Source organism: Rhizobium sp. CECT 9324, from assembly GCF_918741265.1.
Taxonomy (GTDB): Bacteria; Pseudomonadota; Alphaproteobacteria; order Rhizobiales; family Rhizobiaceae; genus Allorhizobium.
In genome coordinates this window covers 2,608,135-2,620,475 of record NZ_CAKKMZ010000001.1, presented here as the reverse complement: position 1 = coordinate 2,620,475, position 12,341 = coordinate 2,608,135, and the positions used below count along the sequence as shown (strand labels likewise).

The 12,341-nt window shown below is 57.4% G+C and carries 9 protein-coding genes and 1 pseudogene; 4 read left to right on the top strand and 6 right to left on the bottom strand.

All coding sequences use genetic code 11. The annotated features are described in order from the left end of the window. Positions 1–35 precede the first annotated feature (35 nt). Entirely contained in the window at positions 36–521 is a 486-nt protein-coding gene (locus LQ231_RS12865) for an Lrp/AsnC ligand binding domain-containing protein (protein ID WP_230171609.1), read from the top strand. Positions 522–687: 166 nt separating this feature from the next. Here LQ231_RS12865 and LQ231_RS12860 read toward each other — a convergent pair whose 3' ends face one another. From LQ231_RS12860 to LQ231_RS12845, 4 genes are all read right to left on the bottom strand, one after another. Next, positions 688–1,128: a hypothetical protein gene (locus LQ231_RS12860; protein ID WP_230171608.1), complete on the bottom strand. Its 441-nt coding sequence runs from the start codon at positions 1,126–1,128 to the stop codon at positions 688–690. A 9-nt stretch (positions 1,129–1,137) separates the two neighbouring features. Then, on the bottom strand, positions 1,138–1,335 hold the full coding sequence (locus tag LQ231_RS12855) for a hypothetical protein (RefSeq protein ID WP_162742633.1): 198 nt from the start codon (positions 1,333–1,335) through the stop codon (positions 1,138–1,140). A 240-nt stretch (positions 1,336–1,575) separates the two neighbouring features. Further along, positions 1,576–2,466, bottom strand: coding sequence for a hypothetical protein (locus LQ231_RS12850; RefSeq protein ID WP_230171607.1), 891 nt, complete (start codon positions 2,464–2,466; stop codon positions 1,576–1,578). Between the two features lie 167 nt (positions 2,467–2,633). Next, positions 2,634–4,808 (bottom strand): TonB-dependent receptor, encoded by a 2,175-nt coding sequence (locus LQ231_RS12845; protein WP_230171606.1) that lies wholly within the window; start codon positions 4,806–4,808, stop codon positions 2,634–2,636. A gap of 517 nt (positions 4,809–5,325) precedes the next feature. Between LQ231_RS12845 and LQ231_RS12840 the strand changes: the two genes are divergently transcribed. After that, on the top strand, positions 5,326–5,592 hold the full coding sequence (locus LQ231_RS12840; RefSeq protein WP_230171605.1) for a hypothetical protein: 267 nt from the start codon (positions 5,326–5,328) through the stop codon (positions 5,590–5,592). A gap of 100 nt (positions 5,593–5,692) precedes the next feature. Here LQ231_RS12840 and LQ231_RS12835 read toward each other — a convergent pair. Continuing rightward, positions 5,693–5,869 (bottom strand): annotated as a pseudogene (locus LQ231_RS12835) (integrase); the annotation flags it as partial. Then, positions 5,870–8,101, bottom strand: a complete 2,232-nt coding sequence (locus LQ231_RS12830) for a GGDEF and EAL domain-containing protein (RefSeq protein ID WP_230171604.1) — start codon at positions 8,099–8,101, stop codon at positions 5,870–5,872. Positions 8,102–9,462: 1,361 nt separating this feature from the next. Here LQ231_RS12830 and LQ231_RS12825 point away from each other — a divergent pair. Beyond that, a complete protein-coding gene (locus LQ231_RS12825; RefSeq protein ID WP_230171603.1) occupies positions 9,463–10,074 on the top strand; it encodes a glutathione S-transferase in 612 nt (203 codons plus the stop codon). Between the two features lie 56 nt (positions 10,075–10,130). Continuing rightward, entirely contained in the window at positions 10,131–12,197 is a 2,067-nt protein-coding gene (locus tag LQ231_RS12820; protein WP_230171602.1) for a pyridoxamine 5'-phosphate oxidase family protein, read from the top strand. The last annotated feature ends 144 nt before the right edge of the window (positions 12,198–12,341 follow it).

The window sequence follows — 12,341 nt, the reverse complement described above, 5'->3', positions numbered from 1 at the left end:
CGGTAAAGATAGGTGGAACGACCATGGAATTATGGATGTCTAGTGAACTTGACCAATTTGACCGCAGCATCCTTGAAGTGCTATCAAAGGATGGAAGAATTCCCGTCACAGAATTGTCGGAAAGGGTAGGGCTATCCCGCACACCTTGCCAGATTCGCATGAACCGCCTTATAGCCGACGGTTACATTGAAGGCTTTACCGCAATAATCAACTTATCGAAGCTTCAGCTTGAGCATATCGCGTTCGCCGAAGTGAAACTGTCCAACACTCAGGAAGATGCTCTTCTGAAGTTCAACGCGGCAGTGAGAAAGATCAAGGAAGTCGAAGAGTGCCATATGATTGCCGGCAGGTTTGACTATCTTTTGAAAATTAGAACTCGTGATATCCGACGGTACCGTGAGGTCTTGGGGGAACGTATCTCCAGTCTGCCCTACGTCGCAAACACTTCAACGAATGTGGCGATGGAGACGATCAAAGAGAGCGGAAACAACGGCGTGCTTGCGATTTCGGCCGCTGGGTAAGGACGCCCCAATTTGACAAAAGTCGGCTGACAGGTGGCAGGGGGCCTAACGGCAAGGTGTGGGAGCCTAACAATCGAAGTCCAGAGCCGTCCCCCTGGTTCACACTCCTCGTGCAATCGGCGTGAGCCCCCACGCGAACGTGAGGGCTCTGTTCAAGGCCTGTGCATCAAGCCGTGCGGTACTGCTTGACGAACTGGCGACCGTCCATCTCCAGCTTGCGACCGGTGATATGGCGATCTTCGCCAAGGTATTGCATGTGAAGGTATTCGCGATCATCGAAGTCGGCATGCTTGATCTTGATGTGACGGATGGCATGGCCACCTTCCACGACGATCTTGCGTGCCTCCGGCGTGAGCACGGATAGAACTTCGTTGATCACGATCGCTTCCGTGCCGCCAAGAATCTTCTTGGTGGTGTCGTCCCAGATCAGCTTGTAAACCGCACCATGGCGGAAATAGTTGATCTCGACCTCGGTGACACCATGCGCCTTCGCGACGATGATTTCCCCGAGCTTGGAACCGACGAGAAACCGGGCAACGGCTTGCTGAATATCGACTGAGAGTTCCCAGAACGAATTCAAAAGCACTTTGCTTTCGTGCATCGTCATGAGCAATCCTCAGTGCTTGTGAGCGCCGAGCTCAATCTTGCTCTTGTCGATGTCGATCTCACCCTTGCCGGCAAGTTCCGCAACAACGGATTGCAGACGCTGCTGAGCCTGGGCAAAAGCGTCGTCGTGGCTGGTGGCCTCGACGAATGCCTCAAGCTCCAGCTTGTCTCCATTGTCCAGCATGTGGGCGATTTTGGTCTTGAACATCTGCTTCATATGTATCCTCATTTTTTGAAGCTTGCAGTTTCGTCGCCACTAAAGCGACGTCGGTATGTGCCGAGTTCTGAAATTCACTCAGCACACTTCTCACCAGCGGAATGCAGTTGTTGCACTTGGGCATGCATCCGATGGATCTGAAGCAGGTTTTGACATTGTGAGCCCCGGCGCGGCAGGCGGCACGGAAGGTCTCCTCGTCAATATCGTGGCAGGTGCAGCTGGTCCGGCAGGTCATACGGTATACTCCTCTGCGCGGGTTTCATGCGGGCGAAGCGCGCGTCGCACAGAAGGCCAGCATTCACGGATCTTGTTGTGCATCTTGGTGACGGCGCTAAGCGGCTGATTGAGAAGTTTCAGGTTGACCAGAAACACCCCGATCTGCACCGCTGACAGTTCGTCCGGCAGGAGTTTCCATAGGCCGCTCAGTGACATGATGAGCAGGAAAACCAGCGAAACCCAGAAGGCGAAGTCGCTGATCGCCTCGCTGGCCTGTTTGTAGAGCTCGAAGCGGATGCGGTTGGAATAGAGCTTTTCCTGTTCGCGGTGGAGTTTCAGCCGATCGCCATCGGCAACGGCGGAGCTGACGCTGCCAAGCAGCACCAGTCCGGTATGACTGAGCCGCTGGATCAAGGTACCGAATGTCAAGGATGCCAGAAACGGGACGAGGGCCGATACCAGCAATGCCGGAAGCAGTTCCGGAGACAGTGTCGTCTGCCAGATCAGCACGGCCGGAACGCCGATCAGAACGACCCACATGTCCTTTTGCGCGAGATCGAAAATCTTGACGACATTCTTGCAGTCATTGGTGGCCTTGGCGACATGATTGCCCGGATTGCCATCCCCGCGGATTTCGAACCAGCGCCGCTGCACGTCGATCAGCAGTCGGTCGTCATACATGCGGTTGGTGACTTTCTCGACGATGTGCAGAAGGGACAGGCCGAGGAAAATCGCGACGGCGTATGGCGTGTAGGTCAGCAGTTCAACCAGGCTGAACATCCTGTCGCCTTCGGAGATTTCCAGAAGCACTTCCTTGGCGAACCACGCCTGAATTGGCGCAAGCGCCGGGGTGACGATGTTGGGCAGAACCGTCAGGGCCAAAAGCCAGGGGTGAGCCAGCATCATGATCACCAACTCCCAAATCAGGGTAGGGATTGGCGTGCGCGGACAATGCCCGGCTCCGGCTATCGATGCGATCGGCCCTTTTGTTTCCAGCACCTGCATGACCATTCCTGATGGGGTGACGTTGACTTGCACAGCCCGCTGACGATTGCGGGCTGTGCGTCCTTGGGTCAGAATTTCGCGCGGATGCCGGCGAAATAGCTCTTTACGCCTTCCTGGATTTCCGTCGTGCCGTCCGATTTATGCGTGACGCGCTCGGTCCCTGTGACGTTCTTGGCGAGTGCATAAAGCTCGAATGTCTCGGTGAGTTGGTAGTTCATTGCCAGATCAAGCGAGAGTTCCGCGTCGCGGGATTCGTTGGCGCTGTCGCCGGCGGAATCGATTTTCGCGGTATATCCGAAGCCCGCGGACAGTGAGAGCCTGTCGCTCGGATCTGTCCATTCGACCGCCAGATCGGCGAAGAACGGCGCCTGTTCCTTGAATTCCCGCGTCGTACCGTCGGCCTCAGTCACCTTGCTGCGGGCAAAGGTTTGCGTCGCAAAGATAGAGAAGCCGTTCAGCACCGGTGCGTTCAGTGCCGCGAGGCTGACGCGCTGGCTGAGGATGATGCCGTTTGTCCAGCCGTTGCCGACATTCTGATACTGATAGATGCTGTCGCCGTCGCTGTTCAGACGTCCGGTATCGACAGTCTCCATCAGATCCTCAATCGCGCGATGGAAGATGCCGAAGGAGAGCTCGAGATCATCGGTCTCATAGGTGACGCTGGTATCGAAGGCCCAGGCCCGCTCCGGATCGAGATCAGGATTGCCGAGCAGCGTATTCGACTGCTGGGGGATCAGGTTGTCGAATTTCGGCCTGTTGACCAAACGTGCGACGCTGGCATCGATGGACCAGTCATCCGTCGCCTGGAAATGGACCGGTAGCGATGGCAGGATATCGAACACATTGCCACCGCCAGATGTGCCGTCTGCAATCGCTGCATCCAGATCGCTCGCCTCAAACCGGACGCCTGGTGCGATGGTCAAGCCGTTGCCGAAGTTGATTTCATCCAGAACATAACCTGCCCAGACGGTTTCATCGATCGCATAGACTTCCTTGGCTTCCTGCACCTGAACTACGCCGCCAACGGTCTTCTGCTTGTCCTTGGTCCGGTCACGGACGCGCAGCAGAGTGCCGGTCTTGACATCGTGCTGTATGCCGCCCAGTTGGAAGGGCAGAAGAACATCGACCTGGGCAAAGGTCACCCGATCGAGTTTGTCCTCGATTTCCGTCTCGTATTTGTTGGTGGTTTCGACGCCGGCTGCGGTGAAGATGCGCTTGCCCTTGTCCTTCTTTTCCGTGGTGCGGTAGTGCCCCGCGAGCATTTCCACGCTGGCACCCACCCAGCTATCGAAATCGTGTCGCCAGGACCCGCTGGCGCCATAGGTGCGCTTTTCCTTTTCCTCGACTTCCGTTTCAGTGCCGTTCGACGTGCCGTTTGCCTTGTACTTGTATTTGATCTTGTCCTTGTCCTCATCGAGGCCAAGCAGCAAGGGTTTCAAGTGGAACGCATTGGCATCGTTCTGCCACAGAATGTCGGCGAGGGCGCCGAAGGTATTCATCGACTTGTTCTCATCCTCGGCTTCGGACAGGAGACCGCTCGAGGTGAACTTTTCCTTGGTCTTGCTGTTGGAATTTCTCGCGCGCGTCAGGCCGCCCTGGGCACCGAAATCGTCGGAATACATGCCGCCGCCGAGGATGCCGAGATCGAACAGTGTCTGACCATCTGAACTGCCACCGATCGCGCTGTGGGCCTCATAACGCGGTGTCTCCGGAATGTCTGCGAGCTTGACGTCGATGCGTCCGGCCAGACCGTCAGCCTCCATGTCCGCGCGGCGACCGCGGATCACTTCGACGGAGTCGACCAGGCCAGCCGGAAGGCTGTCGAGGTTGAATTCGCGCTTTTCACCGTCATCCGGCAGAATGACGCCGTCGATAGAGGTGCGGGTGTATTCCTTGTCCATGCCAAGAACGCGGGCATCTTTGTCTTCGCCCGGAGCACCTCCAGTCATGACGCCGGGAAGGCGCTTGACGAAATCCTGTGCCTGGGAACCGGCCGGCAAACGATCAAGCTGGTTGCGGTCGAAAGTGTCGCCGGGCACGTTGTTGCGAGCAATGCCTTCGCCAACGCAGAGCGGTCGCCGGTCGTCCTCGGCGCGCTTCTGTCCCGCCGGAATGCAAAGACGATCGCTTTTCCCCGAGATTATAATTGGGTTCAGAACTGTGTCTGCGGCTTGCGCATATGCGCCATTCGTGCCGACGAAACCCAAAAGAGCCACTGCAAGCGGCCCGACAGTCAAACGCATCACCTATCCCCCAATTAACATGACTCGAAGAGTCATGTTTCACATCGGAAATATGAGTACGTGTGTCAAGATTGAGTCTCGGGAATGACATAAAATATACGGTACCCCAGCAAGTCCAAGGGGTCACAAGGCCGGCAGCAAGATCTAGAAGGTGTATCTCGACGGCTACAACCTTCTGCCGTATCTCTCAGGCAAGGAGAAGAGAAGTCCGCGCAAGGGTTCATCCACGTCACAGACGATGGGGGCGTCGCGGCCCTGCGCTACGACAACTGGAACTGATGTTCATGGAACATCGCGTCCAGGGCACTTTGAAAATCTGGCAGGAGCCCTTCATTGTGCCGCCGCGCGTGGATGTGAACACGATCTGCAGCACGTTCCGTCTGGTGATCGAAAATTGAATGATCACGCAGCCTTGAAATGCCCAGTCGAGGTCAATGGATTATCTATACCTATTCGGCGCAGGATCGGCCCGATGAACGGTGGCAGAATTGGGTGCAAAGTCATGGGATGCAAGGCTATGAGAAATGTCGCATCGACTATTTTGATGATGATGGCACTTGCCGGGTGTTCCGCGCCGGCTGTCGAGCCTATTCCGGGCAGCATAACCTATGGTGGCCAGCCACAGACGAAGCTGACCAAAGCGCCGGTCGGCAGTACGTTTACGAAACGCCTCATCGATCAAAACGGCCGCCGGGCGGAAGAAACCTACAGGGTTCAGCCCGACCGTTCGCTGAAACTGATCAGCCGGCGTTCCATCGAATTCGATTTCCCCGACGGACGTTAGAATTTCGGCTACCGACGCGATGCTGATAAACCTGCGGTCTTCGTCCAGCCCGTGTAGCCACTTCAAGACGCCTTCATTGGGGTGAGGTCTCGTCGCTTCCGACGTAGCGTTCGTCGACGTCATCAGAGCATCCAAGCTCAGCGCGAAGCGGATGACCGGAGAACTTGAAAGCGCTCTGGATCTCGCTGAGGTCACCTCGAACACTGGCGGTCATTGCAGTCCGTTTCACAAGCCGGGCTACGTCCTCGTCGTTCAGTCGCTCCGAGGCAACAGCTTTTCACAAGGTCTGATTAGACTTTTCGCCGGGGAGGAGCCGCTCAATCGCTTCCGGCGGTTCGGGCCGGCCAAGCAGGAATCCTTGAACCTCATCGCAGCCCGCCGAAAGGAGAAACTGTGCCTGCGCCTCGGTCTCCACGCCCTCTGCCAGTACATCTAACCCCAGTGTCTTTGCGAGCGAGATGATGGCCGACACGATCGCGCGGTCGTCGGGATTGTTTGGAGATTCGACAATGAAGGAGCGATCAATTTTAAGTTTCGACAGTGGAAAGCGCTTCAGCATGCTCAGGCTCGAATAGCCCGTGCCAAAATCGTCCAGTGCCAGGGCAACTCCGAGCGTCGTCAACTCTTCCATTCGAATGACGGCTGCATCGATGTCCTTCATGATGAGGCTCTCAGTGATCTCAATTTCGAGCCATCGGGGATCAAGCCCCGTGCGTGCGAGCACGTCCGCCACCATCTCGGTCAGACCAGTATCCTGGAACTGTCGTGCCGACATGTTTACCCCGATCTTCACAGGGGCAAATCCCGAATCTTGCCAATCTTTCCCCTGGCGACAAGCCCTTTCCAAGACCCACGCGCCAAGCTCGAGGATAAGCCCACTTTCCTCCGCCATTGGTATGAAGTTGCAGGGCGCGATCATGCCCTCTGTCGGGTGGTTCCACCTGACAAGCGCCTCGACGCCTGTGATGCCCCCCGTCCGCAGGTTCTTCTGCGGCTGATAGTGGAGGAGGAATTCGCCCCGGTTCAAAGCGCGCCTCAATTCTTCTTGGCGAAGAAGCTTTTGAGAAGCCTCCTGCGCCATGTCGAAGGCAAAGAGGGTCACCCCGTCACGACCGTCTCGCTTCGTGCGATACATTGCTAGATCCGCACGCGCAAGAAGCTGGGAGGGACTTGCACCATGGTCAGGAAACACCGCCAGACCGATGCTCGCTGTTGCTCGCAACTCATGCCCTTCCACAAGGTGAAGACGACCGATGGATCCTCTCAGTTGTTGTGCCCGAGCCATAAGGTCTTCACCGGCGCCAGGAACGACGACGACGAATTCGTCACCGCCAATGCGCGCCGCTATTCCCTCGGGTCCAATCGTGTCAGCGATGGCGGCCGCAACCTCCCTAAGAAGCTCGTCCCCCGCGTCGTGACCAAGAGTGTCATTGATCAGCTTGAAGTTATCCAGGTCTATAAATGCGACAGCCACCCGCGTGCCTTCGTGTGCCGCTTGGGTAAGGATTCCTTTCAGCTTGTGGTCGAGACCGTCGCGTTTCAGCAATCCTGTCAATGCGTCGTGCTCCGCCAGGAACCGGATTCGTTTCTCAGCCAGGATGCGGTCAACAGCGATGCCAGCCAATCGCGCCGCAGAGGTAACGAACTCGCTGAACGAGGGTTCGGGGCTGCGACCGAACAGTGTCAGGACCAGTAGGGCGTGCAGGCTGCCGTCGGAGGCGCGAATTTCGACACTCCGGACGTAGTCCCTCGGGTGCCGCAGGCTTGCTGCGAACTGCTCCATCTCATGCGCTGCCGTGCTCATGTCAGCGACGCTTACTCTCGTGTCCTTGAGCCATCCAGGAGCGGAGCGGGATGCCAGCCTTAGTTCGGCCTTGCCATGGGGCACGAACATGGCTGTTTCGACATCAGCGGCGGCCTTCTCAAGCAGGGCAGAAAACGTCTCGAAGAACTCATTCGCGGGCACCGCCGCAATGATCATCTCGAGTAGCTGCGCCTGTACTGACATCAGTCGCTCGGACATCTTCCGGGCGGTAATGTCGCGCGACGCACCGACGACACCAACGATTTTCCCTTCGCTGTCCTTCAAGGGAACGCGTGACATCATCAGCCATCGGTCGGGCCCACCCTTGAGGGCGCGTTCTTCATATCCAAGATCGGCAATGCCCGATTCGATAACTCTTAGCTCGATCTCTGCAATCGGCGCGGCGAGTTCCGGGCCATGCAGGTCGTAATCGGTCAGGCCGATGAGTTCGTCAACGCTCGACAGACCATTGTTGAGAACAACAGCGTTGTTCGCGAACAGGAACCTTCCATTGAGATCCTTCGCGTAGATGTAATCGGGGACGTGGTTGATCATCGCCTCAAGCCAGCTGTACCGGTCGGCGAGCGTCGGCCCGTTCTCCCTGAGCAAACTGGCCACGTATTCCAGATCCTGGGAAAGGGTCGACGTAGGCTGTTCCTCCTGGCAAACAAGCAGATTACGGAGAAGGTCAGATTCAATGCGCACGCGGGTTGCTCCCAGTTCGATGCAAATCTACCGTAGAGACGTTAGAGCATTGTTACAGTCAGCCTGTTTGCTGAATTCCAAGGGCCTGCCGGCAACTACGACTTAGTTCTTCCGGGACTGGCGGGGAGGGATCAGCCAATGACCGTCGGGGCTTTCATTGCTGCTGGTGTCTCCGTGCAAGCAATTGCCGAGGCGACCGGTCGCGGTCCTTCGTAAAGACACAGATCATTGGAAAATGGAGCCGCCCTGTCACTATCAAAAGTAAGCCTGCATTCGTTTAGAGCGGCCGAGACAAGCAGCGATTTAGCACCAGCGTCGTTGTTACGTATTCGATAGAGGCGCCTGATTTACAAGTCGCCGTGCGCTCAGGCTCGCGCTCAGCGATTATTTTCTCGCTCAACTGCGAGCACCTGTGATTCCTGAAAGAATAGTGTTGCGGGGATCATCATTTTATATTTGGCCACTGCCCCTGTTCTGGAGAGTTCCCGTTCCCGCTCTGAAACCCAGGCTGCAGCCGCAGGACGTCTGTCAAAGGTCTCGGTCTCGTGATAAGTCACGTCATCCCGCACACCCCGCACCCACGCCATGTAGCCGATACTGTCGTGCGTGCGGTGCCAGTGCCCAAGCCGGCGTTAATCGCGCCAATAGAGCGTAAACGAGACGATGAAGAAAGTGCCGTAAGTGCTGGTAAAACAACACAACCTCAATTACTTCAAAGCGCCCGTCTTTGCCGTTGCGCCGATGATCGACTGGACGGATAGGTGAAATTTAGTCAATTTTAACAATGTTGTAAGTCAAGCCTCGTGTACCAAGTACCAACTATTCATCGATTGGCTGTGAATGTTGGAAATCATTTGTCGGATATGGGGCTGGTTGAGTGGCCTACGCCAAATATTGGGTTGCTAGCAATTGCTCGTATGTGTTTCGCAAGCTTTCGCAATCCCGATCCTTCAATGGCACATTCATCTCCCTGCTGCGATCCGCCAATGAATTGTCGCATGATAGATTTCTGCTCGCGGAAAGTGCGGCCTCAATCCATTCTGCAATCATGATGTTGTCGTACATTTTTCAACCTTGTCAGCTGTGTTCCTAACCTGAGAAATCCATCGATTTTGCTCGATGGAGAAGGCTGTATATGCGCAAGACATTATTCCAGTTGGTGAAGGATTGGCGCACCCAAGGGCGCGCAGCGGGTCACATGTTGAATGGCATGTTCCACCGTCCGCTTCCTGGCAGCAGGATTGTTGCGTCAGCCGTAATTATGAACTGCGAAACCTGGCTGTTCTCATGGGCGGCCGCTTGTTGCACCTTCGGAGCATGGATTGGGAATGGACCCTCCAACAGTTTTGCAGGAGCACACAATGAAACTCTATCATCACCCGCTTTCCGGTCACGCGCATCGGGCTTGCCTAATGGTCTCGCTGCTTGGCTTGCCACACGAGCTGGTCGAGGTAGACCTGCAATCCGGCGCGCACAAGAAACCGGAATTCCTCAAACTGAACCCGTTCGGCCAGGTGCCGGTGTTGGAAGACGATGGCGTCGTTGTCGCCGATAGCAACGCCATTCTCGTGTACCTTGCCAAGAAAGCGGCCCGCGCCGATTGGCTTCCTGAAGACGCCGCGGGCGCTGCCGCCATCCAGCGTTGGCTGTCAGTGGCCGCCGGCGAAGTCGCCTATGGTCCAGCCGCTGCGCGTCTGATCACTGTCTTCGGCGCAAAGTTCAATCCTGAAGAAGTCATCGGTCGTGCTCACACTTTATTGGCACGGCTCGAAAGCCACCTTGCCGATCGTCAATGGCTTGTCGGCAACGGGCCGACCGTCGCCGATGTGGCCATCTACAGTTATGTCGCCCGGGCACCGGAGGGCAATGTTGATCTCTCCAGCTATCCGGCAGTCGATGCATTTCTCCGTCGCATCGAAGCTTTGCCGGGCTTCGTCCCCTTCGTTCAAACGCCAGCCGGCCTTGCAGCCTGATGTCCTGATGCGGGCGTGCGGCCGCGCGCGCCCGAACTTCTTGAGGGAGATGCGACATGAACGAGATGCTGGAAACGTTGCCTGCGTGGCACGAAGGCGAAATCTACCTTCAAGAGAAGGTTGGCGTGGTGGAGCGCATGGCATCTGTGGGCCAGCGCTTCATTCGTGACTTCATGCCCGATCAACACCGCGACTTCTACGCGCAACTGCCTTACATTGTCGTGGGCAGTGTGGACAGAAGCGGTGATGCCTGGGCGACCCTTCTCGAAGGCCCCCCCGGCTTCATCTCCTCTCCCTCATCCACAATCCTCGCCATCGAAGCACAGGCGGATACGAGCGATCCCGCAGGCGAGGGGTTGAACGATGGTCAGCCCGTCGGCCTTCTCGGAATGGAGATGCACACCAGGCGCCGCAATCGCATGAACGGGTTCGTCTCCCAAACCCCTGGTGGTTTTCGCGTCGATGTCGACCAGAGCTTCGGAAACTGCCCGCGTTACATCCAGTTGCGTGACTTCGAGTTCGTTCGAGAACCTCGCCAGCCCTATTCGGGCACCGTCGAAGACATGCCTGTGGTCGACGATGCTGCAATATCGATGATCGCTGCGGCCGATGCCTTTTTCGTGGCGTCCTATGCCGACCGGAAGGACCGGCGTCAGGTCGATGTGTCGCATCGTGGTGGCAAGGCGGGTTTTGTTCGGGTCAGTGAAGACGGCACGCTGACCATTCCCGACTTCGATGGCAATCTCTTCTTCAATACGCTTGGCAATATCGTCCTGAACGGCAAGGCCGGGCTTTTGTTCATCGACTATACGAACGGCGACATGCTGCAGATGGCCGGCGATGCCGAAGTCATTCTGGATTCGGCCGAGATCGCCGCCTTCCAGGGGGCCGAACGGCTTTGGACGTTCAAGGCCCGCCGCGTAGTCCGTCGGCGCAATACGCTGGCATTGCGCTGGGCCTTCCGGGAAAATGGCTGGTCTCAGAATTCCCTGATGACGGGTGACTGGGCGCAGACAGCCGACCGGCTGCAAGCTGCAACGCTGGCTAACCAATGGCGCGCGCTGACTGTGACGAAGATCCTCGAGGAGAGCGCCTCTATCCGTTCGCTTCATCTGCAGCCCGGCGATGGTGCAGGCTTGTTGCCGCATAGTGCCGGCCAGCACCTGCCGATCCGGGTCACGATCCCGGGTGCGGACAAGCCGGCAATCCGGACCTACACGCTGTCGGCAGCTCCCTCCGACGGATTTTACCGGATCAGTGTCAAGCGCGACGGTGCCGTGTCGCAGTACCTCCACGACCACATCCGCGTCGGCGACACGATCGAGGCGCGGGCGCCAGCCGGAGACTTCATCATCGACGCCCGCAGCGACCGCCCGGCGGTTCTGCTTGCCGGCGGTGTCGGGATCACACCGTTGCTCGCCATGCTGCGCCATGTCGTCTACGAAGGTCTCCGGAAGCAACATATCCGTCCGGTCATCCTGTTTCATGCGGCACGTTCGATGAAAGAGCGGCCGTTCGACCGGGAAATCGCCGAATTGGTCAATGCCGGCCAGGGTGCCGTCAGGCTGATCCGGGTCCTCAGTGACGCCGACGGGGCCAGAGAAGGCATCGACTACGATGCGATTGGCCGCATCGATATGGGACTGCTCTCCCGTCACCTGCCGTTCGGCGACTATGATTTCTACGTCTGCGGCCCGCCGCAGTTTACCCAGTCCCTTTATGACGGGTTGCGGGGCTGCAATATTGCAGACAGCCGCATCCACGCGGAATCCTTTGGGCCTTCGTCTCTGACGCGAACGCTTGACGCCGGGGTGACGGCACCTGTGCGCCCGCCGCCATCGACAAAGCCCGTGCCGGTTGCCTTCATGGCATCGCTGAAGGAGGCGCGCTGGACGCCCGAAGCCGGCACCCTGCTGGAACTGGCTGAGGCGCGCGGCCTGGAACCGGAGTTCAGCTGCCGGGAAGGCACATGCGGCACGTGCCGTACCAAACTCACCAAGGGCGCCGTGACCTACATAAAGGAACCAACGGCCGCGATTGGCGAAGGCGAAGTCTTGCTGTGCTGCGCGGTTCCGGCTGAACAGGACAATGGCCAGGAAAACCGGATCCAGATTGAACTCTGATGCACTGGATTGATGCGTCTGACGCAACAGTCTCTGCCTCGGTTTCAACATTCACCATCAAGCCAAACCGGCGCATCGTCGCCAGAACGAAAGGGGGCGAAAGGGACCGCCTTTTTGTCCCGGTGCCACTATGACCCCGTGATG